22 protein-coding genes and 3 tRNA genes are annotated in these 21,103 nt (G+C 72.3%); 10 read left to right on the top strand and 15 right to left on the bottom strand.

Annotated features, from left to right (window positions below):
* The first annotated feature begins 52 nt into the window (after positions 1–52).
* Together BLR04_RS09530 and BLR04_RS09525 are read left to right on the top strand one after the other, a co-directional pair.
* Positions 53–1,183: an alpha/beta hydrolase gene (locus BLR04_RS09530; protein ID WP_090761830.1), complete on the top strand. Its 1,131-nt coding sequence runs from the start codon at positions 53–55 to the stop codon at positions 1,181–1,183.
* Between the two features lie 47 nt (positions 1,184–1,230).
* Complete coding sequence (locus tag BLR04_RS09525) at positions 1,231–2,835, top strand: AMP-binding protein (protein WP_090762262.1); 1,605 nt, start codon at positions 1,231–1,233, stop codon at positions 2,833–2,835.
* Positions 2,836–2,932: 97 nt separating this feature from the next.
* Here BLR04_RS09525 and BLR04_RS09520 read toward each other — a convergent pair whose 3' ends face one another.
* From BLR04_RS09520 to BLR04_RS40510, 4 genes are read right to left on the bottom strand one after another with little or no spacing between them, the layout of a single operon-like run.
* A complete protein-coding gene (locus BLR04_RS09520; protein ID WP_090761828.1) occupies positions 2,933–3,628 on the bottom strand; it encodes a type 1 glutamine amidotransferase in 696 nt (231 codons plus the stop codon).
* Between the two features lie 30 nt (positions 3,629–3,658).
* Positions 3,659–4,486 (bottom strand): bifunctional 5,10-methylenetetrahydrofolate dehydrogenase/5,10-methenyltetrahydrofolate cyclohydrolase, encoded by an 828-nt coding sequence (locus BLR04_RS09515; RefSeq protein ID WP_090761826.1) that lies wholly within the window; start codon positions 4,484–4,486, stop codon positions 3,659–3,661.
* Complete coding sequence (locus BLR04_RS09510; RefSeq protein WP_090761824.1) at positions 4,483–5,088, bottom strand: cyclodeaminase/cyclohydrolase family protein; 606 nt, start codon at positions 5,086–5,088, stop codon at positions 4,483–4,485. Before BLR04_RS09510 ends, BLR04_RS09515 begins: the two co-directional genes overlap by 4 nt.
* 28 nt (positions 5,089–5,116) lie before the next feature.
* Positions 5,117–5,662 (bottom strand): hypothetical protein, encoded by a 546-nt coding sequence (locus BLR04_RS40510; RefSeq protein ID WP_090761822.1) that lies wholly within the window; start codon positions 5,660–5,662, stop codon positions 5,117–5,119.
* A gap of 154 nt (positions 5,663–5,816) precedes the next feature.
* Here BLR04_RS40510 and BLR04_RS09500 point away from each other — a divergent pair, with 154 nt between their 5' ends.
* A complete protein-coding gene (locus BLR04_RS09500) occupies positions 5,817–6,743 on the top strand; it encodes an NHL repeat-containing protein (protein ID WP_090762259.1) in 927 nt (308 codons plus the stop codon).
* 57 nt (positions 6,744–6,800) lie between these two features.
* Here the strand turns inward: BLR04_RS09500 and BLR04_RS09495 are convergent, their stop codons facing one another.
* From BLR04_RS09495 to BLR04_RS09485, 3 genes are all read right to left on the bottom strand, one after another.
* Positions 6,801–7,403 (bottom strand): FMN reductase, encoded by a 603-nt coding sequence (locus tag BLR04_RS09495; protein ID WP_090761820.1) that lies wholly within the window; start codon positions 7,401–7,403, stop codon positions 6,801–6,803.
* Between the two features lie 33 nt (positions 7,404–7,436).
* Positions 7,437–8,531 carry an LLM class flavin-dependent oxidoreductase gene (locus tag BLR04_RS09490; RefSeq protein ID WP_090761818.1) on the bottom strand — a complete coding sequence of 365 codons (1,095 nt, stop codon included), beginning with the start codon at positions 8,529–8,531 and terminating at the stop codon, positions 7,437–7,439.
* Positions 8,532–8,706: 175 nt separating this feature from the next.
* On the bottom strand, positions 8,707–9,078 hold the full coding sequence (locus BLR04_RS09485) for a winged helix-turn-helix transcriptional regulator (protein WP_176903012.1): 372 nt from the start codon (positions 9,076–9,078) through the stop codon (positions 8,707–8,709).
* A 48-nt stretch (positions 9,079–9,126) separates the two neighbouring features.
* Between BLR04_RS09485 and BLR04_RS09480 the strand changes: the two genes are divergently transcribed.
* Positions 9,127–9,906, top strand: coding sequence for a Rossmann-fold NAD(P)-binding domain-containing protein (locus tag BLR04_RS09480; protein ID WP_143021998.1), 780 nt, complete (start codon positions 9,127–9,129; stop codon positions 9,904–9,906).
* Between the two features lie 8 nt (positions 9,907–9,914).
* Here BLR04_RS09480 and BLR04_RS09475 read toward each other — a convergent pair.
* The 4 genes from BLR04_RS09475 to BLR04_RS09460 all read right to left on the bottom strand — a co-directional run bounded on the left by BLR04_RS09475 (position 9,915) and on the right by BLR04_RS09460 (position 11,404).
* Positions 9,915–9,989 (bottom strand) — tRNA-Val (locus BLR04_RS09475).
* 7 nt (positions 9,990–9,996) lie between these two features.
* Positions 9,997–10,067 (bottom strand) — tRNA-Cys (locus tag BLR04_RS09470).
* 15 nt (positions 10,068–10,082) lie between these two features.
* Positions 10,083–10,154 (bottom strand) — tRNA-Gly (locus BLR04_RS09465).
* 74 nt (positions 10,155–10,228) lie between these two features.
* Entirely contained in the window at positions 10,229–11,404 is a 1,176-nt protein-coding gene (locus tag BLR04_RS09460) for a hypothetical protein (RefSeq protein ID WP_090761812.1), read from the bottom strand.
* Positions 11,405–11,515: 111 nt separating this feature from the next.
* Between BLR04_RS09460 and BLR04_RS09455 the strand changes: the two genes are divergently transcribed.
* Genes BLR04_RS09455 through hutH form a run of 3 tightly spaced genes read left to right on the top strand, consistent with a single transcriptional unit; the run spans position 11,516 to position 14,386 of the window.
* Positions 11,516–12,067, top strand: a complete 552-nt coding sequence (locus tag BLR04_RS09455; RefSeq protein WP_090761810.1) for a hemerythrin domain-containing protein — start codon at positions 11,516–11,518, stop codon at positions 12,065–12,067.
* Between the two features lie 44 nt (positions 12,068–12,111).
* Positions 12,112–12,819 (top strand): ArsR/SmtB family transcription factor, encoded by a 708-nt coding sequence (locus BLR04_RS09450; protein ID WP_090761808.1) that lies wholly within the window; start codon positions 12,112–12,114, stop codon positions 12,817–12,819.
* Between the two features lie 16 nt (positions 12,820–12,835).
* Entirely contained in the window at positions 12,836–14,386 is a 1,551-nt protein-coding gene (gene hutH, locus BLR04_RS09445) for a histidine ammonia-lyase (protein WP_090761806.1), read from the top strand.
* Here the strand turns inward: hutH and BLR04_RS09440 are convergent.
* The 4 genes from BLR04_RS09440 to BLR04_RS39560 all read right to left on the bottom strand — a co-directional run bounded on the left by BLR04_RS09440 (position 14,383) and on the right by BLR04_RS39560 (position 18,533).
* Positions 14,383–15,432 carry an ABC transporter ATP-binding protein gene (locus BLR04_RS09440; RefSeq protein ID WP_090761804.1) on the bottom strand — a complete coding sequence of 350 codons (1,050 nt, stop codon included), beginning with the start codon at positions 15,430–15,432 and terminating at the stop codon, positions 14,383–14,385. The two genes, hutH and BLR04_RS09440, sit on opposite strands and share 4 nt — an antisense overlap.
* A complete protein-coding gene (locus tag BLR04_RS09435; RefSeq protein ID WP_218128794.1) occupies positions 15,429–16,910 on the bottom strand; it encodes an ABC transporter permease in 1,482 nt (493 codons plus the stop codon). Before BLR04_RS09435 ends, BLR04_RS09440 begins: the two co-directional genes overlap by 4 nt.
* Positions 16,911–16,981: 71 nt before the next feature.
* A complete protein-coding gene (locus BLR04_RS09430) occupies positions 16,982–18,016 on the bottom strand; it encodes an iron ABC transporter substrate-binding protein (protein ID WP_090761800.1) in 1,035 nt (344 codons plus the stop codon).
* Positions 18,017–18,062: 46 nt separating this feature from the next.
* On the bottom strand, positions 18,063–18,533 hold the full coding sequence (locus BLR04_RS39560) for a hypothetical protein (RefSeq protein WP_143021997.1): 471 nt from the start codon (positions 18,531–18,533) through the stop codon (positions 18,063–18,065).
* Between BLR04_RS39560 and BLR04_RS09425 the strand changes: the two genes are divergently transcribed.
* Genes BLR04_RS09425 through BLR04_RS09415 form a run of 3 tightly spaced genes read left to right on the top strand, consistent with a single transcriptional unit; the run spans position 18,504 to position 21,103 of the window.
* Positions 18,504–19,295, top strand: a complete 792-nt coding sequence (locus tag BLR04_RS09425) for a LysR substrate-binding domain-containing protein (RefSeq protein ID WP_245740134.1) — start codon at positions 18,504–18,506, stop codon at positions 19,293–19,295. The genes BLR04_RS39560 and BLR04_RS09425 overlap by 30 nt on opposite strands.
* Positions 19,262–20,272 (top strand): chorismate-binding protein, encoded by a 1,011-nt coding sequence (locus BLR04_RS09420; protein WP_090761796.1) that lies wholly within the window; start codon positions 19,262–19,264, stop codon positions 20,270–20,272. Before BLR04_RS09425 ends, BLR04_RS09420 begins: the two co-directional genes overlap by 34 nt.
* Positions 20,273–21,103 carry an aminotransferase class IV gene (locus tag BLR04_RS09415; RefSeq protein ID WP_218128793.1) on the top strand — a complete coding sequence of 277 codons (831 nt, stop codon included), beginning with the start codon at positions 20,273–20,275 and terminating at the stop codon, positions 21,101–21,103.

Genomic DNA, 21,103 nt, shown 5'->3' with positions numbered 1-21,103 from the left:
CTATACGAGGGCGGGGGCAGGTGCAGGACGGCGGCTCTGTAGGGTCGGCCGCATGACTGAGATCTCGGTGGTCGTCGGTCCGGGGGTGCCCGCCGACGCGGCCCTGCTGGAGGAGATCGCCTCCCGCGAGTTCACCGCCCTCGCCGTGCGGGGCGCCGTCGTCCACGCCCGCGACGTCGCCCACCTGCGTGACCTCGTACGCGACGGCGACGCGGCGGTCGTCGTCCCGGGGCCGCAGGCGCGGTCGCTGATCGGGCAGCCGCTCGGCCCTGAGGTCATGACCTGGGTGGACATCGAGCGCGTCGAGAAGATCGCGGGCGACGGGTTCCGGCACATCCAGGGCCGGGGCGTGGCGGGGCTCGCGTGGGGAATCCGGCACGCCTTCCACCGCCTGCACCACCCGCCCGCCCTGCGGGTCCCGTACGGTGACGGCCTCACCGACCAGTGGGCCGAGCTGTACCTCCCCACCACGCGCGCGGGCACGGTGTCAAGTGCGGTGTCGAGTGCGGTGTCGAGTGCGGTGCCGGTCGTGGCGCTGGTGCACGGCGGCTACTACCGGTCGATCTGGGAGGCCGACCTGATGGAGGCGCTCTGCGCCGACCTGGCAGGGCGCGGTCTCGCCGTGTGGAACCTCGAGTACCGCCGCCCCGACCGGCACGGCTGGGCCGCCACGGTCGCCGACGTCGCCGCCGGCCTGGCCGCGATCGAGTCCGCCGATCCCGGCGTCGACCTGAGCCTCGACCTCGACAGGATCGCCGTCGCCGGCCACTCGGCGGGGGGCCAGCTGGCCCTGCGGGCCGTGGCCGACGGGGCGCGGGCGAGGCTCGCCGTGTCGCTGGCGGGCGCGCTCGACCTCGTCCAGGGCGACCGGCGTGGGCTCGGCGCCGGCGCGGTCGCCGTGGCGCTCGGCCGCGCCTTCGCGGGGGACGACGCCACGGACGAGCTGTACGCCTCCGCCTCGCCGCTGCACCGGGTGCCCATCGGCGTGCCGCAGCTGATCGTCCAGGGCACGGGCGACGACCTCGACCTCATTGATTTCAGCCGCCGCCACGCCGCCGCCGCCCAAGCAGCCGGTGATGATGTGACATATCTGGAAATGGCGGGCAACCACTTCGACGTCATCCTGCCGGGCACCCCCATCTGGCAAGCCACCGCCCAGGTCATCACCGACGCCCTCGCCTGATCCGAAAGGGGCTGGGCAGCGGCGCGGTCACGGATGACACTGTGACCATGCTGTCGTACTCCAGCGCCACCGCCGAGACGCCCCTGCTGGGCGAGACCATCGGCGCGAACCTCGAACGCACGGTGGCCCGCTTCGCCGACCGGGAAGCCCTCGTGGACGTGCCCACCGGCCGCCGGTGGACCTACGCGCAGCTCGACGCCGACGTCGACGACCTGGCCCGCGCGCTGCTGGCCAGGGGCGTCGGCAAGGGCGACCGGGTGGGCATCTGGGCGCCCAACCGCGCCGAATGGGTGCTCGTCCAGTACGCCACCGCCAAGATCGGCGCGATCCTCGTCAACGTGAACCCGGCCTACCGCACCCACGAGCTCCGGTACGTGGTCGAGCAGTCGGGCCTGCGGCTGCTGATCAGCGCCCTCGCCCACAGGGGCAGCGACTACCGCGCGATGGTCGAGGAGATCGGCTTCTCCGACGTCGTTTACCTCGACGACCCCACCTGGGACGCCCTCACCGAGCGCAAGGCGGACCGTGCGGCGCTGGAGGCGCGCAAGGCGGAGCTGAGCTTCGACGACCCGATCAACATCCAGTACACCTCGGGCACCACCGGCTTCCCCAAGGGCGCGACGCTGTCGCACCACAACATCCTGAACAACGGGTTCTTCGTCGGCGAACTGCTCGGCTACACCGAGCACGACCGCGTCTGCCTGCCGGTGCCCTTCTACCACTGCTTCGGCATGGTGATGGGCAACCTGGGCGCGACCTCCCACGGCGCGTGCATCGTGATCCCGTCGCCGGGCTTCGACCCGGAGGCCGCGCTGCGCGCCGTCCAGCAGGAGCGCTGCACCTCCCTGTACGGCGTGCCGACGATGTTCATCGCCGAGCTGCCGCTGGTGGCGGACTTCGACCTGGCCTCGCTCCGTACCGGCATCATGGCGGGCTCCCCGTGCCCCGTCGAGGTGATGAAGCGCGTCGTCGGCGAGATGAACATGCGCGAGGTCGCCATCTGCTACGGCATGACCGAGACCTCACCCGTGTCGACGATGACGCGTCCCGACGACGACCTGGCGCGCAGGACCGGCACGGTGGGACGGGCGATGCCGCACGTCGAGGTGAAGATCGTCGACCCGGAGTCAGGGCGCGTGGTGCCCAGGGGCGAGCCGGGGGAGCTGTGCACGCGCGGCTACTCCGTCATGCTCGGTTACTGGGACGACCCCGAGCGGACCTCCGAGGTCATCGACGCCGCCCGCTGGATGCGTACGGGCGATCTCGCCACCATGGACGACGACGGCTACGTCAACGTGGTCGGCCGGATCAAGGACATGATCATCCGGGGCGGTGAGAACGTCTACCCGCGCGAGATCGAGGAGTTCCTGCACGCGCACCCCGACATCGCCGACGTGCAGGTCATCGGGGTGCCCGACGAGAAGTACGGCGAGGAGGTCATGGCCTGGGTCGTCATGCGGCCGGGCGCGGAGCCGCTGACGGCCGAGCGGGTCAGGGAGTTCTGCGCGGGCCGGCTCGCCCACTTCAAGATCCCCCGGTACGTCCACGTGGTGGACGCGTTCCCGCTCACCGTGACCGGCAAGATCAGGAAGGTCGAGATGCGCGAGCGCTCCACCGACCTCCTCGGACTCCGCCCGCCGACCGAACCCTGACCACGCCCGCGTCCCGCCCGGAGAACCGAGCGCTCGGCCCGATCGGGACGCGTGATCAGCCCACGCACCGGAGAAGCGCGCGCCAGGACGGCGTGGTCTACGCGCCCGCGCGTTCGCTCACGATGGCGGCGAAGCGGGTGGTCACCTGGTGCCAGACCGGTGTGGAGACCGGCTCGTCCGCCACCGCACGCGCGTACACCTCGTCGGGGTCGAACCCGTCCACCTCCCACCGTCGGATGCGTTCCGGCAGCACCTCAGGGTGGAACTGCACCCCCCACGCCCGCTCACCCATCCGGAACGCCTGGTACGGGCACCGCTCGGTCTCGGCCAGGTGGACGGCGCCGTCGGGCAGCCGGGTGATCGCGTCCTTGTGGTGCTCGATCGCGGGCACCACAGGCGGAAGCCCGCGGAACAGCGGGTCGTCCGCGGCCTCGGGCCGCAGCGTGACGGGCAGGCTCCCGTTCTCTGGCGCGCCCACGTCACCGGTGACCTCACCGCCCGCCACCTCGGCGAGCATCTGACCGCCCAGGCAGATGCCGAAGACGGGCACGCCGTCCTCCAGCGCCTGCTCCATCAGCCGCCGGGCGTCGCGCAGCCACGGGGCGCGGTCGTCCTCACCGGGCAGGTAGCCGCCGCCCAGCATGATCATCGCGTCATGCTCCAGCCGATCCGGCAGCGGAGCGCCGTCATGAGCAAGCACGACGTCAAGCCCGAGCCCGGCAGCCTCCAACCAGGCGCCCACGCGGCTCGGCCCGCCGCTCTTGCTGTTCTGCACGATGAGGACGTCACCCATCACAGGCCCCCTGAGATTCGCAACTGCGCATCACGGCAGGTTAGCCGCCCTGGCGGTGTGGCGGAGCAGCAGGGCGGTGGTCACCGGGCCGACGCCCCCGGGCGCCGGCGTGAGAGCCCCGGCCACGCCGGACACCGCCTCGAAGTCGACGTCACCGGTCAGCCCGCCGTCCTCGGTCGGGTTGGTGCCGACGTCGATCACCACCGCGCCGGGCGCGACATGGGCGGCGCCGATCAGCCCGGCGCGACCCGCCGCCGCGACCAGCACGTCGGCGGTGGAGGTGACGGAGGCCAGATCGCGGGTGCGTGAGTGAGCGACGGTGACCGTTGCGTGCCGGTCGAGCAGCAGGTGGGCGAGCGGCTTGCCGACGACGGTCGAGCGGCCGACCACCACCGCCCGGCGGCCCTCCAGTTCGACCTCGTAGTGGTCGAGCAGCGCCAGCACGGCCGCCGCTGTGGCGGGCGGGAACGCGGGCAGTCCGGCGGCCAGCCGGCCGAGCGACAGCGGGTTGGCTCCGTCGACGTCCTTGCGCGGGTCGATGGCGGCCGCGAGCTGCTGGGCGGACGCGCCCGCCGGCAGCGGGGTCTGCAGCATCACGCCGTGCACCTGCGGGTCGCTGCTGAGCCGCGACAGGGTCGCGCCGATCTGCCCGGCGTCGGCGTCGGCGCCGAGGTCGACCACGTCGCAGGCGATGCCCACGCCTGCCGCCGCCTTCGCGATCGAGCGGACGTACCACAGGCTCGCCTCGTCGGCGGTGGCCGCCACGACGGCCAGCCGTGGTTGCGGGCCGGCCGTCGCCTCCGCCTCGGCCTGCGCCCGGATCGCGGCGGCCAGGTTCTTTCCGTTCAGCGTCCTCATCGCGTGATCTCCTCGCGTACGCGGGCCGCGATCCCGTCCGCCGCGGACACGGCCGCGTCGACGCCGGACAGGCGGGCGCTGAGCTCCTCGTGCAGCCGCTCGTCCTCGATGCCGCCGAGGTTGACCTCGACGTTGATCCGGGCGGTGGTGAGCGCGGCGCGGGCCGCGTCGGCGGCGGCGGCCACGTCGGTGACGAGGTTGCGGTTGGCGACGGGCAGCAGCACCTCGCACAGCTCCACCAGGCGGACGGCGGCCTCGACCACGCGGGCCGGCGGCTCGGCGGCGCCCGCCAGCGCCCTGGCGAGAGTGGCGTCGCGCTCCTCGCCCTGGGGCAGCCGGTAGGCGTCGGTGACCGCGGTGAACGCGGTGGCGTCCTGCTCCGCCAGTCGCAGCGCGTCGGCCCTGAGGACATCGGTCTCGTCGGTCACCGCCGCGACGGTCTCGGCGTGCGCGGCGTACCTGTCGCCGGTGGTGTAGCGGGCCACCATGCCGAGCAGGGCCGCGGCCTGCGCCGCGTGCAGGGCCGCCGTGGCGCCGCCGCCCGGCGCGGGCACCCGGGCGGCCAGCTCGGCGAGGAAGTCGACGATCCTCAAGTCGCGCATGGCGGCATTGTCTCAGGTCACGTCCGGCTCATGGGCGGTGCATCGGCCTCGTGCTGTCGTCGGGCCGGAAGAGCGACGGCCGCTGCTCCTCCGACAGCGTCTGATCGTACGGCGCCGGCTCGTACGACGGTGTCTCGTCGTACACGACGGGGTTCGTGACCCCCCGCGCCCGCCACCGGGACGGGAACACCGAGACGACCAGCAGCATCACGCCCAGCAGGGCCTGCAGCCCGGAGTCGGCCACCGTGGCGAATCCCTGCTGCACGACCCCCGGCAGCAGGTCGGTCGGCAGTGCGATGCCGGCGCCGGTCACCGCGGCGACGGGGGCCAGGCCGAGCGCCGTGAACCACAGGCCGCCGAGCAGCGAGGCGACCGGTGAGAGTCGCGAGCCGGCCAGGAGGGCGAGCCCGATCGCCGCGGCGGCCAGAGCGGCGGCCCCCAGCCAGTCGATCACGAACGACTGGCGGAGCGCCGGGCCGAACATGCCCGCGCCGTACCACAGCGCGGCGAGGACGAGCGGCGGCAGAAGGAGACCTGCGACGAATCCGAGGGCATGACGAGAACCGTTTGACATGATTCAACCCCGCTTGTTGGTCTTCGTCCCAACGTACTCGGCGCCGGGCGCCGGTGCGGCCCTCTTGTGCGGACCGGCGGGCGTTGCTGAGAAGTCCCTGTGAAGCCGGTTCTGGGTCTTTGCGGCGTCTGTCGGCTTGTGCATCGTGGGCCGCATGAGATCCGCGATCCTGAAGACCGCACTCAGCACCGTGCTCAGTACCGCACTCATGGTCTCGCTCGCCGGCCTGCCGGCGCAGGCCGCCACGAAACCGCACCCCACGACGTTCTCGCTGCCCGACGGTTTCCAGCCGGAGGGCATCGCCGTCGGGCCGGGCCCGTACGCCTACTTCGGCTCGCGCGTGGACGGCGACATCTACCGCGCCGACCTGCGCACCGGCAAGGGGAAGGTGATCAGCCAGGGCCCCGGCACCCCGTCGCTCGGGATGAAGACCGACGGGCGCCGGCTGTTCGTGGCCGGCGGCACGGGCGGCGACGCCCGGGTGATCGACCTTCGCACCGGGAAGGTGCTGAAGTCGTACAAGCTGGCCACCGGTGAGTCGTTCGTCAACGACGTCGTCCTCACCGGCGGGGCCGCGTACTTCACCGACTCCACCAACCCGGTCCTGTACAAGCTCGACCTCGGCCGCCACGGCTCGCTGCCCGCCAGGGCGAAGACCATCCCGCTGCGCGGCGACATCGCCTACGCGGAAGGCATCAACGCCAACGGCGTCGCCCCGAGCCCCGACGGCAGGTCGTTGCTGGTCGTCCAGTCGAACACCGGCAAGCTGTTCGAGGTGAACCCGAAGTCCGGCGTCACCGGCGAGGTCGACCTCGGCGGGCAGTCGCTCGTCAACGGCGACGGGCTCCTGCTGTCGGGCCGCACGCTGTACGCGGTGCTGAACCGCGACAACACGATCGCCGTGGTCGGCCTGTCGCGCGACGCCTCCTCGGGCAGGATCGTCAAGCGGATCACCGACGACAGGTTCGACGTGCCGACGACGGTCGCCGCCCACGGCCACCGGCTCTACCTGCCGAACGCCAGGTTCAGCACGCCCCCGACGCCCGAGACGACCTACGACGTGGTCGCCGTCAGGCGCTGACGCGGCCTGCCGCGCTCCTCCCCGGTCCGCTGCGGGGCCGGGGAGGGCTCTCGGGCTCTACTCGGGGCGCAGCGCGGCGAGCTGGTCCGCGAACGGGACGACCGCGTCCTCGTCGGGCCGCTGCCGTGGAGCGCGGTGCCGCAGCAGGTCGGCCAGCTCGTCCGCCGCGCGGGCGATGCGGTCGCCGAGCCCGTCGGTGAAGGCGTCCCGGCCGCCGCCCCAGTCCTCCGAGGCCGCGTAGACGGCGGTCGGGACCACCACCGCGCGCAGGTAGGTGAACAGCGGGCGCAGCGCGTGCTCCAGGGCCAGCGAGTGCCTGGCCGTGCCGCCCGTCGCCCCGATGAGCACCGGCTTGCCCGTCAGCGCGGTGTTGTCGACCACGTCGAAGAACGACTTGAACAGGCCGCTGTAGGAGCCGCTGAAGATCGGCGTGACGGCGATGAGCCCGTCGGCCTCCGTGACGGCCTCGATCACCTCGCTCAGCCGCGCGTTGGCGAAGCCGGTCACGAAGTTGTTCGCGACGTCCACCGCGAGTTCGCGCAGCTCGACCACGCGGACCTCCGCCTCCGTCCGCTGCCTGACCGCCTCGGCCAGGCGGTCGGCGAGCAGGCGGCTGGACGACGGCTGGGTCAGACCCGCCGTCACCACGACGAGCTTCATGGGGGATTCTCCTTCCGCGCCCGACGTACGGGGTCAGGCGCCGACGGTCTCGGACTGGTTCTTGGCGGCGAGCAGCGAGGCGTGCGTGGGGGCGTCGGGCACCTCGGCCGGGCGGTCCTTGGCGAACTCCTTGCGCAGCACCGGCACGACCTCCTCGCCGAGGATGTCGAGCTGCTCCAGCACCGTCTTCAGCGGCAGGCCGGCGTGGTCCATGAGGAACAGCTGACGCTGGTAGTCGCCGAAGTACTCGCGGAACTCCAGGGTGCGGTCGATGACCTGCTGCGGGCTGCCCACCGTGAGCGGGGTCTCGGCGGTGAACTCCTCCAGCGACGGCCCGTGACCGTACACGGGGGCGTTGTCGAAGTACGGACGGAACTCGCGCACGGCGTCCTGCGAGTTCTTGCGCATGAACACCTGACCGCCCAGACCCACGATGGCCTGCTCGGGCGTGCCGTGCCCGTAGTGCGCGTACCGCTGGCGGTAGAGGCTGATCAGCCGCATGTAGTGCTCCTTCGGCCAGAAGATGTTGTTGGCGAAGAAGCCGTCGCCGTAGTACGCGGCCTGCTCGGCGATCTCGGGGCTGCGGATCGAGCCGTGCCAGACGAACGGCGGCACGCCGTCGAGCGGGCGCGGCGTCGAGGTGAAGCCCTGCAGCGGGGTGCGGAAGCGTCCTTCCCAGTCGACGACGTCCTCGCGCCACAGCTTGTGCAGCAGCGCGTAGTTCTCGATGGCCAGGGGGATGCCCTGCCGGATGTCCTGCCCGAACCACGGATAGACCGGGCCGGTGTTGCCGCGGCCCATCATGAGGTCGACCCGGCCGTCGGCCACGTGCTGCAGCATCGCGAAGTCCTCGGCGATCTTCACCGGGTCGTTCGTGGTGATCAACGTCGTCGCGGTGGACAGGATCAGCCGTTCCGTCCTGGCCGCGATGTAGCCGAGCATGGTGGTCGGCGAGGACGGGACGAAGGGCGGGTTGTGGTGCTCGCCCGTCGCGAACACGTCCAGCCCGACCTCCTCGGCCTTCAGCGCGATGGTCACCATGGCCTTGATGCGCTCGTGCTCGGTCGGCGTCCTGCCGTTGGTGGGGTCGGTGGTGACGTCTCCCACGCTGAAGATCCCGAACTGCATTTTTAGTCACCGTTCCTGACTATTGAATCTTTGACCGCTAAAGCGTCGCGCCCTCCTCGGATATTCCGATGATCCCGCATCCTTCCGTCTCTCCCCAGAGCGCGCCAGAAGGATCAGCCTGCCCGCCCACACGGAGATCGCCCTGCCGGCCCCGGTCGTTCCGAGCACGAGCACCTCATGTCGCCCGTCCGTCCATGCGGGCCCGCGCCTCGTCGATCAGCGGCGCGTGCTCCACGGCCCACTCGCCGATCGTGACGATCAGCGGGAGCAGCGAACGCCCCAGGTCGGTCAGCGCGTACTCGACCCGTCGCGGCGTCTCCCTGCGGCTCACCAGCCCGTCGCGTTCGAGGGTCCGCAGCGTACGGGTGAGGATGCGCCGGCTGAGCCCGTGCACGGACCGGTCGAGCTCGTTGAACCCGTACGGACGTTCGCCGAGCAGCGCCAGCACGAGCACGCTCCACTTCTCACCGACGCGGCGCAGGACCTCGGTCGCCGCGCACGCCTGGCGGTCGGCAGGGGTGACGGGGAGCGGGAGGACAGGTGACATGGATGTGCCTTCTTCCCTGTGACCGGTGCGGGCGTACAGCATCAACGTATGCGCACAGTGGCGATCGCGGGCGGTACGCGTGGCATCGGCGGGGCCCTGGCCGACCGGCTCCGGTCGGCGGGGGAGCGGGTGATCGCGATCGGCAGCGCCGACGCCGACCTGACGTCGGTCAGGCAGAGCGCCGACCTGGCGGCCCGGCTGCCGGACCGGATCGACGCGCTGGTGCTGGCGGCCGGCCGCTTCTCCCGGCGGCGCGTGGTGACCGCGGAAGGCTTCGAGCAGACGTTCGCCATCGGCGTGCTGAGCCGTTACCTGCTGGCCGAACGGCTCCGCCCCGCGCTGGAAAGGGCCGAGACACCGGTGATTCTCAACCTGTGCGGCACGGGCGGCATCCCCGCAGGCCGCATCCACTGGGACGACCTCCAGCTGACCCGCGGCTACTCCCTGTTCGAGGCCACCATGCAGGGCTCGCGGGCCAACGACCTGCTCGGGGTCGGCTTCGCGGCCGGCGACCCCGGCAGCCGCATCCGCTACGTCCTGTACAACCCGCTCTTCGTCGACAGCGGCATGCACCGCCAGTTCGACCAGCCGGTACGCGCGCTCGTCGGCGCGGCCGCGGCCGTGCTGGGATCAAGCGTGCAGGCCGCGTCGAAGCGCCCGGCCGAGCTGCTGGCCGACCCGCCCGCCGAGCCCCTGACGGCCCTGCGGCGCGGCAAGCGGGTGTCGCTGTCGCGCCCGGAGTTCGACGGTGCGGCGGCTACGCGCCTGTACGGAGTGCTCGGCGACCTGGTCGCCGGGGTGCTGGAGCCCGGCCGTGGCGGGCGGTGAGAAGAAGGTGGTGGACGATACTGGGATTGAACCAGTGACCTCTTCCGTGTCAGGGAAGCGCTCTCCCGCTGAGCTAATCGTCCTTTGCAGAGGTGGCGACGGGATTTGAACCCGTGTGGACGGCTTTGCAGGCCGCTGCCTCGCCTCTCGGCCACGCCACCGAGCCGAAAGCCCCGAGCGGAAGACGGGATTCGAACCCGCGACCCTCACCTTGGCAAGGTGATGCTCTACCCCTGAGCCACTTCCGCGTGCGCCCCGTCGGAACCGGGCGACGAGAGAACTCTAGCGAATCCTCGCCGAGTCCCCAAACCGGAATTCGCCCTCACGGGCTGAGCTGTTGTTCCAGCCGGTACTCCGCGCCGGAGATCGCCCGGTTCTCGTCGATCACCCGTTCCGACGGCGGCCGCTCGCCGTCCATGACGGCGTGCTGCATCGCCTCGAAGCGCTCGTGCGCCTCCCGCGCGTATCCGGTGCCCCGCGTGGTGACGTCCTGCTGGGTGATGAGCAGGTCGCGGACGTAGTCGGCGTTCGACTCGAACGTCAGCGGCGGCGGCAGCTCAGGGGCGAGCACCTGGTCGGGGTCGCGTCCGTCGAACCGCCTGAACAGCTCGGCGGCCACCCGTAGGTGCTCCAGCTCCATGTCGAGGTGCAGCTCCCACAGGTGCCGCACCTGGGTGTCGGACTCGGTCTCCATGAACGAGTGGTAGAGGTAGCACTCGTTGTACTCGTGGTTGAGCAGCTGCTCCCACCAGTTCTCGCCCGGGTCGACGAGCGACTCGTAGTGGTTGACGTGCTGCTCCTCGATCAGCCCGATCTCCTGGTAGAGCTGCCGGGCGAGCGGCTCGATGAAGGTGGGGCCGACGTTCAGGTGGAAGTTCATCGTCTGCTGCTCGACCGCCATGACCGTCAGCGCGTGCAGGCGCGACAGCGGTTCCGTGACACCCCGCCGGTACGGCTCGCGCACGGTGTCCGTCGGGTCGCGGTGCTGCAGGTACGTGGGCCGTCCCGGCACGACCTCGGTGAGCCGGCCGATGACCTTCTCCGCCGCGCGGTGCTCGATCGTCTCGTACAGGTTGGCGTAGCGGTACAGGTGGTCGACGTGCTCCAGCACGCCGAACTGGTACGCCTGCCGCAGGTACGGGTCCGGCTCCATGCGCGCCACCCACGCCGTCAGGTCGACCGCGGCCTGCTCGTGGGCGAGGGTCGTCTCCAGCGTCGACTGCGAGCCGGGCAACAGCCAGTTGACCGCCTTCTGCTGCTGGGCCTCGACGTAACGCACCTGCGCCAGCTGCTGCCTGATCCTCTTGTCGGGGCAGTGCCGGGCGAGCTGGTGGCTGAAGAAGATCGCCTCGGTCTCGATCGCGTTCACGGCGATGATCCGGCAGCGCGTGTACGGGTCACAGCCGCCGGGGTCGATCGGCGTGACGGAGAGCTCCCGCCAGTCGCGCAGCTGCTCGTCCAGCGGGACGCCTCGCTCGTTGAGTGGGTCGAAGGCCATGTCGCTGCGGGTACCCGGGGCCGGGGCGGGCAACCTCCGCGTTCGGGCCCCGAACGTCCCGCGTTCGGTAAGGAACGGCGTGTCACCTTTCGTGCCGGGTAGGCGCGCAGGGTGGCTGAAGAAGATGTCATCGACCTGCTGACGGCTCAGCACGGCCGGATCAGGGACATGTTCGACGAGGTCGAGCAGGCGCCTCCGGAGAAGCTCGCGCAGGCGTTCGACCGGCTGACACGCATGCTGTCGGTGCACGAGACCGCCGAGGAGGAGATCGTCCACCCGTACGCGCGCCGAAGGCTCGACAACGGCCATGGCGTCGTCGGCGACCGGCTGGAGGAGGAGAGCCGCGCCAAGCGGATGCTCGTCGACCTGCACAGGAAGGGCGTGGACGACCCCGGTTTCTGGGACGGCCTCGGCCGGTTGCGCACGGCGGTGACCGCGCACGCACGCAGCGAGGAGCGCTACGAGTTCGCCCGTCTGCGCGCGGGCACGTCCGTCCTGGAACGGCGGGCCATGGCGGCGGCGGTACGGGCCGCCGAGGCGTGCGCGCCCGCGCTCCCGCACCCCGGCGCCGAGTCGGCGGCCAGGAACCTGCTGCTCGGCACCCCGCTCGCGTTGATGGACCGCGCCCGCGAGGCGATCACGAAGGCCCTCGGCAAGCGCTGACCCTTCGTCCGGTGCCGAAATGTCGGGGTACTAGCGTCGTGAACATGGAGTTCTTCGCGCGTGACGCCGACATCGCTCCCGTGGCCGCGCTCATCGCCGACCCCACCAGAGCGGCGATCCTGACGGCGCTGCTCGGCGGGCGGGCCCTGGCGGCGGGGGAGCTGGCCAGGGTGGCCGGGGTCAGCGCCGCCACCGCGAGCGCCCACCTGGCCCGGCTGCTCGACGGCAGGCTCGTCACCGTCGTCGCGCAGGGGCGCCACCGCTACTACCGCCTCTCCGGGCACGAGATCGCCGAGGTGCTGGAGTCGCTGGCGACGATCAGCTCCCGCCCGCCGGTGCGCTCGCTGCGCCAGTCGCGGCAGGCGAGGATGCTGGAGGAGGCCCGCACCTGTTACGACCACCTCGCCGGCCGGGCCGGTGTCAGGCTGTTCGACCGGCTCAGGGAGGGCGGCCACTTCGCCGGGAACGACCTGACGGAGTCGGGGGAGCGGCTGCTGGCGGGCCTCGGCGTGGACGTCGCGGGCGCGCGCGGCTCGCGACGCCGTTTCGCACCGGAGTGCCTCGACTGGACCGAGCGCCGCTCCCATCTCGGCGGCGCGCTGGGCGCGGCCGTCACACGGGCGCTGTTCGACCTCGGCTGGTACCGGCGTGGCGCGGTCCCGAGAGCGGTGGTGCTCACGGACGAGGGCAGGGAAGGGCTGGAGTCGCTCTTCTCCGGTAAGGAGCTAACATCGTCTACGCCGGTTACCTGAGCGAGAGAGACGCACCATGCGCGACAACGCGGTCGTGAATGTCGGTCCTGAGCCCCTGACCTTCGACGAGGTGATCGCGGTGGCCCGACACGGAGCCCCCGTGCGGCTCACCGACGACGCCATCGCCGCCATCTCGGCGGCCCGCCAGCGAGTGGACGAACTGGCCGAGAGCCCCGTCCCCGCGTACGGCATCTCCACCGGGTTCGGCGCGCTCGCCACCCGGCACATCGACCCCGCGATGCGCACCCAGCTGCAGCGCTCGCTGGTGCGCTCCCACGCGGCCGGCAGCGGGCCCGAGGTCGAGACCGAGGTGGTGCGCGCGCTCATGCTGCTGCGCCTGCACACCCTCGCCACCGGCCACACCGGCATCAGGCCGACCACCGCGAAGACCCTGGCCGCCCTCATCAGCGCCGGCATCACGCCGATCGTGCACGAGTTCGGCAGCCTCGGCTGCTCGGGCGACCTCGCGCCGCTGGCCCACGTGGCCCTCACCCTGATGGGCGAGGGCGTCGTACGCGACGCCTCCGGCGTCGTGCAGCCCGCGGCCGAGGCCCTGAAGCAGGCTCGCATCGAGCCCGTCGAGCTGGCCGCCAAGGAGGGCCTCGCGCTCATCAACGGCACCGACGGCATGCTCGGCATGCTGATCATGGCCATCGACGACCTTTCCATGCTCGTCAGGACCGCCGACGTGAGCGCCGCGATGAGCGTCGAGGCGCTGCTCGGCACCGACCGGGTGTTCGCCCCCGAGCTGCAGGCGCTGCGCCCGCACCCGGGCCAGGCGCTGTCGGCCGCCAACATGACCAAGGTCCTGCGCGACTCAGGAATCATGGAGAGCCACCGCGACCCCGAGGCGTGCACCCGCGTCCAGGACGCCTACTCGCTGCGCTGCGCCCCGCAGGTCGCGGGGGCCGTGCGTGACACGATCGCGCACGCCGCCGCCGTGGCCGAGCGCGAGCTGGCCGCCGCCGTCGACAACCCCGCCGTGCTGGCCGACGGCCGCGTGGAGTCCAACGGCAACTTCCACGGCGCGCCCCTCGGCTACGTGCTCGACTTCCTCGCCATCGCGGCCGCCGACCTGGCCTCGATGTCGGAACGGCGCACCGACCGCTTCCTCGACGTCGCCCGCAACCACGGGCTGCCCGCGTTCCTGGCCGACGACCCGGGAGTCGACTCCGGCCACATGATCGCCCAGTACACCCAGGCCGCCATCGTCTCCGAGATGAAGCGGCTGGCCGTGCCCGCGAGCGTCGACTCCATCCCGAGTTCGGCCATGCAGGAGGATCACGTGTCCATGGGCTGGTCGGCGGCGCGCAAGCTGCGCAAGGCGGTCGACGGCCTCGCCCGGGTGCTGGCCATCGAGACGCTGACCGCCGCCCGCGCGATCGACCTGCGCGCCCCGCTCCGGCCCGCGCCGGCGACGGCGGCCGTGGTCGACGCCCTGCGCGAGACCGTGCCCGCGCCCGGCCCCGACCGCTTCCTCGCCCCCGAGATCGACTCCGCCGTACGCCTGGTGGCCGAGGGCGGCGTCGTCACGGCCGCCGAGTCCGTCACAGGAACGCTCGCCTAGGACCCGTCGACCGGGAAGACGATGACCGGGCCGGACACGGACAACCGCACCGTCGTGCCGGGATCGGGCGCCCGGGTGCCCATGACCCTGGCGGTGACCCGCGTACGGTCCGGCTGGACGGCCAGCTCGACGGTGGCGTCGTGGCCGAAGTAGCTGACCGCGCCGGCGACGGCGGGCACGCCGCCGGACGACGCGTCGTCCGGCAGGATGCCGATCTGCTCCGGGCGGATGAGCACGTGCGCCCGCCCCTGCACGGCGCCGGGGCGGGTGGCCAGTGTGCCGAGCGCGCACGTGGCCCGCTCGCCGTCGACGACGGCGGGCAGCAGGATCGCCGCGCCGACGAACCGGGCCACGTCCGGGTCGGCGGGCGTGCCGTACACGGTGCCCGGTGCGCCCACCTGAACCAGGCGGCCCTCGCGCATGACCGCCACCTGGTGGGCGAGGGACAGCGCCTCGTCCTGGTCGTGCGTGACCAGGATCCCCGTGGCTCCCGCCGCGTCCAGCGCCTGCGCCACGGCCTGGCCGGTGGACAGCCGCAGGCTCGCGTCGAGCGACGAGAACGGCTCGTCGAGCAGCACGATCGACGGCCGCGGAGCCAGCGCCCTGGCCAGGGCGACGCGTTGTTGCTGCCCGCCGGACAGCTCGTGCGGGTGCCGCCGGGCTGTGGCGTGGTCGAGCTCGACGAGGTCGAGGAGTTCGGCCAGCCGGTGCCCTGAGCGGCGCATCGCGCGGGGCAGCCCGAAGGTGATGTTGTCGGCCACGCTGAGGTGCGGGAACAGCGCGCCTTCCTGCGGGACGTACCCGATGTGGCGCTTCTGCGGCGGGACCGCCGTGCCGGGCCCGGCCACCACGGACGCGCCGAAGGCGATGGTGCCGGCGTCGGGCGACGCGAACCCCGCGATCAGCCGCAGCAGGGTCGTCTTGCCGCAGCCGGAAGGCCCGAGGATCGCCGTGATGCCCTGCTCGGGAACGTCGAGGTCGATCCCGGCCAGAGCCTGTACGGCGCCGAACCGCTTGGTCAGCCCCCTGATGGTGAGCGCGGTCACGTGTCGGACCTCCCCGATGCGATGGTGAGCAGATAGGTGGCCGGTGCGGCGATCAGCACCATCAGCCCGGCGTACGGCGCCGCCGCCCCGTAGTCGACGTCGCGCACGGAACTCCAGAACTGGGTGGCCAGCGTGTGCGTACCGGTGGGCGAGAGCAGCAGCGTCGCGGTCAGCTCGGTCGCCGCGGCGAGGAACACCAGGGCGGCGCCCGCGCCCACCCCCGGGGCGATCAGCGGGAGGATCACCCGGCCCACCGTCGCCGCGCCACGCGCGCCCAGCGAATGGGCGACGTCGTCCAGCACGGGCGGCACCTGCGCGATCGCCGCGCGGACGCTGACCGTCGCACGCGGCAGAAACATGATCACGTACGCGGCGAGCAGCAACCCCGTCGTCTGGTACACCGGCTGCACCAGCCGGACGGACACCGTGATCAGCGCCAGCGCGACCACGATGCCGGGCAGCGCGTTGCCGACGTACGTGCTGCGTTCGGCCAGGCTGCTCAGCCGGCCGCGATGGCGCACGGACAGCCACGCGACCGGCAGCGCGCACGCGGTCGTGAGCAGAGCGCCCAGCAGCGCCAGCCCGATCGTGGTGCCGGCGGTGAGCGCCAGGGTGCCCAGCGGGAACACCGTCGAGGTGCCGGCGGCGAGCCAGTAGACCAGGCTTCCCAGCGGGACGCCGAGCCCGAGGACGACGACGCCCGCCACGACGACGAGAGCGGGCGCGGTGAACAGGCCGAGCCGCAGCGGCCGGGTGGCGCGGGGCGTGCCCCCGCCCACGCGGGCGTAGCGCCGCTGCCCGCGCAGGCGCAGCTCGGCCGCGAGCAGCGCCGCGCACAGCACCACCAGCACACCCGCCAGCATGGTGGCCGAGTCGGCGTCGTACGACGAGCGGTACTGGTCGTAGATGGCGGTGGTGAACGTGGGGAAGCGCAGCATCTGCAGGGCGCCGAACTCGGCCAGCAGGTGGATCCCGACGAGCAGTGACCCGCCGAGCACGGCCGGGCGCAGCTGCGGGACGACGACCCGGATGAACGTGCGCCAGGGCCCGAGCCCGAGCGAGTGCGCCGTCTCCTCCAACGCCGGGTCGAGCCCGCGCAGGGCCGCGGCGACCGGCAGGTACACCAGCGGGTAGTACGCCAGGGTGACGACGAGCAGGGCACCGCTCACCCCTTCGACGTCACCGGTGATGGAGATCCAGCCGAAGGCGGTGACGAAGGCGGGCACCGCGAGGGGGGCCGTGAGCAGCACGTGCCAGACCCTGCGGCCCGGCAGATCGGTCCGTTCCACCAGCCACGCCGCCGCGGTGCCGAGGAGGGCGCACGCGGCCATGCAGGCGGCGGTCAGCTCGACGGTGTTGCGCAGCAGCTCGCCGACACGGGGCCGGACGATCAGCTGCCACGCCTGGTCCCAGCCGACGCTGACGGCGTAGCCGGCGACGAAGACCAGCGGGATCGCCGCGACGAGGGCCACGATCACCGAGACGGCCAGCAGCAGCGGAGGGTACGCGCGCAGCCACCCGCGCGCGGTCGAAGGCGACGGCCGGCTGGTCAGAGCAGGCCCGCCTGCCGCATGAGCTCGGTCACCTCGGGACCGTTGAGCGACGAGATGTCGACGTCCGGCGCGGCGAGCTCGCCGAGCGGCTTGAGCGCCGGGTTGGCCGGCACCTTGGCGGAGATCGAGTACTCCATGGCGTCGCTCTGGGCGAGGACCCGCTGGCCCTGCTCACCGGTGAGGAATTTCACCAGAGCCTGAGCCTCGGCGGGATGCCTGCTGGCCTTGAGCACCGCGGCGCCGGAGACGCCGACGAACGCTCCCGGGTCCTGCTTGCCGAAGAAGTGCAGCTCGACGTTCTTGCTGTTGGTGCCGGCCTCGGCGCGGTCCTTGTACCAGTAGTAGTGGTAGATGACGGCGGCCGGGATCTCGCCCGCGTTCACCGCGCGCATCGCCGCGCCGTTGCCCTGGTAGGCGCGGGCGTTCTCCTTGAGTCCCTTCAGCCACGCGGCGGTGGCGTCCTCGCCCTTCAGTGCGAGGACCGCGCTCACGATGGCCTGGAAGTCCGCGCCTCCGGGGGCGATGCCCACCTTGTCCTTCCATTCCGGTGCGGCCAGGTCCATGAGCGAGGCCGGAAGCCGCGCCGCGGCGAGCATCTTCGGGTTGTACGCGAGCACCGTGGACCGCGCGGCGAACCCGGCCCAGTTCCCCGTCGCCGGACGGTACCTCTGGTCGACCTGCTCCAGGGTGGCCTGATCCAGCTTGGCGAAGCCGCCCTGGCCGTCGACGAGCGTCATCGCGGGGGAGTTCTCGGTGACGAACACGTCGCCCGGCGAGGCGGATCCCTCCTGGAGGATCTGGTGGGCCATGTCGGGGTCCTCGCCCGAGCGGATGTCCACCTTGATGCCGCTCTCCTTGGTGAACGCGTCGACCATGACCTTCATCAGGTCTTCGTGCTGAGCGTTGTACAACGTGAGGGTCGGTTTCTCCGCAGCCCCCTGCGTACCTGCCTGGTCCGCGGTGCTCCCGCACCCCGCCAGGGCGAGGGCCAGGGCGCTCACCAAAGCCGCGATCTTCCCGCCGTTCCGCATCGCACCATCCTTTGATAAAGGGCTACCTAACTTAGGTGAGGCTAACCTATGATCGGCGGGGTTCGTCAAAGGGGTGCTGCGAGAGGTGACTACAGCGCGACGACCAGGTCCACCTCCAGCAGCAGCCCCGGTGCGAACAGCTTCGACACCTCCACGGTCGTGCTGGCCGGGGGCGTTCCGGTGATGTGACGGGGACGGCCCGCCTGCCCCCGGCACTCGCGTGCGGTGCCCGGAGGAACTCGGCGACGGCCGTCAGGTCACGGTCGCCCAGGGCCGCCGCCCGTGCCTCCTGCAGCTGTGACCGGGCGGCCGTGGCCAGCCGGGCCTCCGGCCAGGCCGCCAGCTCCAGGTCCTTGGCCGCGTGGGCGAGCGCGTAGCGGGTCTCGGCGGCAGGCACGCGTAGCCGCTCCGCGACCGCGCCGAGCGGGGTGCCGTCCACCGCGTCGGCGACCGCCACCCCGGTGCCGCGCGGCCATGTCGTCACCTGGTGCCCGGCCGCCACGAGCCGCCGGGCCATGGGGACGCCCATGCGTCCCTGTCCGAGAAACTGACCCCCGCCGGGCGGGCGCTGCACCGGCACGCCGTCGCGGTCCTCGAACGGCTCGAACGCGCCGGCGAGGAACTGGCCGCCATTCACCACGGCCTGGGCGGCACGCTGCGTGTCGGGGCGTTCACCACGGCGAACATCGATCTCGTGCCGGGCGCGCTCAAGCGGTTCGCGGGCCGCTGCCCCGAAGTCGAGCTGCGGATGTCAGAAGGGCTCACCTCCCACCTGACGGCCCGGCTCAGAGCCGGCGCGCTCGACGTCGCGGTGATCAGCGACTACCCGGCCGGCCTGAGCGTCCACGACCTGCGCACCGTGCCGCTCGGCGCGGACCGCCTGCTGGTCGCCCTGCCCGCCGGCCACCGGCTGGCCGCCGGGCCCGACGTGGACCTGCGCGACCTGGCGGGCGAGAACTGGATCGAGGCCGCGCCGCGCGGCCGGCCGACGATGCTGGCGACGGCGTGCGCGGCGGCCGGGTTCACGCCGCGCACCGGGCTGCGGGTCGCGGAGTGGTCGGGCACGTTCGGGTTCGTGGCGGCCGGGTTCGGCGTGACGCTCGTGCCGGAGCTGGCCGCGCGGGCCGTACCCTCCGACGTGGCGCTCAAGCCGCTGCGCGGCACCGCTCCCGTACGGCGCGTCTACGCGGCCCTGCCCGCGTCGCCGCTCCCCGCCGCGCTGGCACTGGTGGAGATGCTGGGACAATGGCGGGTGTGTACGGCAGCTTCGCCGCCTTAGGGCAATATGTCGCCACCGATCTGCGAGAGGTGACCTCCGACCTCGCCGCCCTCGACGGCGGGGGGTGGTGGGCCGTCGTCGTCGACTTCGAGGGCAAGGTGACGTGCGCCCGGTTCGACCGGGTGCGCAGAGCTCCGCTGCCCGAGCCCGCGGGCCCCTGGCACGGCCCGGCCCCCGGCGACTGGCGCAGCTCGCTCGACCGCGCCGCCTACGAACGCGGGGTGCGGGCCATCCGCGACTACATCGAGCAGGGCGAGGTCTACCAGGCCAACCTGTGCCGCGTCCTGAGCGCGCCCGTGCCGTCCGGCGCCGACCCGCTCGCGCTCGCGGCCCGGCTGGCGGCGGGCAACCCGGCGCCGTACGCGGGCGTGATCAGCGTCCCGGGGCTCAGCGTGGTGTCGGCCTCGCCCGAGCTGTACCTGTCGCGCGACGGCGACGTGATCGAGTCGGGGCCGATCAAGGGCACCGGCGTCACCGCCGCCGACCTGCTCGACAAGGACTACGCCGAGAACGTCATGATCGTCGACCTGGTGCGCAACGACCTCGGCCGGGTCGCCGCCGTCGGGTCGGTCGAGGTGCCCGCGCTGTGCGCGGTCGAGGAGCACCCCGGGCTCGTCCATCTGGTGTCCACCGTGCGCGCCCGGCTGGCCCCCGGCGCGGGCTGGCCGGAGCTGTTCGCCGCCACCTTCCCGCCCGGATCTGTCACGGGCGCGCCCAAGTCGTCCGCGCTGCGCATCATCAACGAGCTCGAACCGGTGCCGCGGGGGCCGTACTGTGGAGCTGTGGGCTGGGTCGACGCCGACCAGGGGAAGGCGGCGCTGGCCGTCGGCATCAGGACATTCTGGATCTCGGCAGGTGAGATCCGGTTCGGCACGGGCGCGGGCATAACCTGGGGCAGCGACCCCGGACGCGAATGGCTCGAGACCGAGCTCAAAGCGGCCAGGCTCATCGCACTGGCATCCACAGGAGGAAACTGAATGAACATCCCTGTCTGGGTCAACGGGGAGCTGATCGACCCCGCGCAGGCCCGCGTCTCGGTGTTCGACCACGGGCTGATGGTGGGCGACGGCGTCTTCGAGACCATCAAGATCGTCAACGGGAAGTCCTTCGCGCTCACCCGCCACCTCGACCGGCTCACGCTCTCCGCCCAGCGCATGGACCTGCCCGACCCCGACGTCGACGCCATCGCCGACGGCATCGCCAAGCTGCTCGACGCCGCTCCCGCCTGGGAGCTCGGCCGCATCCGCATCACCTACACCAGCGGCCCTGGCCCGCTCGGCTCCGACCGTGGCGACAAGGGCACCACCGCCGTCGTCATCGTCGACGAGCAGAAGCCGTTCCCGGCCGCCGCCGCCGTCACCGTCGTGCCGTGGCCGCGCAACGAGCGTGGCGCCCTGGCCGGGGTCAAGAGCACCTCCTACGGCGACAACGCCAAGGCCCTCGCGTACGCCAAGCAGCGCGGCGGCGGCGAGGCGATCTTCGCCAACCTCGCGGGCGACCTGTGCGAGGGCACCGGTTCCAACGTGTTCATCGTCCGCGACGGCCGCCTGATCACGCCCACGCTGGCGTCGGGCTGCCTGGCCGGCGTCACGCGGGCGCTGGTGCTCGAATGGTGCGGCGGCGAGGAGGTCGACGTCCCCCTCCAGGCGCTGTACGACGCCGAGGAGGCGTTCCTGACCTCCACGACCCGCGACATCCAGCCCATCAGGCTGGTCGACGACACCGAGCTGCCGGTCGCGCCGGGCCCGATCACCGCGAAGGCCATGAGCGTCTTCGCCGAGCGCTCCGCCGCCGACCTCAACCCGTGA

Source organism: Nonomuraea maritima, from assembly GCF_900100395.1.
Classification (GTDB): domain Bacteria; phylum Actinomycetota; class Actinomycetes; order Streptosporangiales; family Streptosporangiaceae; genus Nonomuraea; species Nonomuraea maritima.
Note: the sequence above shows the minus strand (reverse complement) of the source record. Positions and strands in the feature narration are given on the sequence as shown.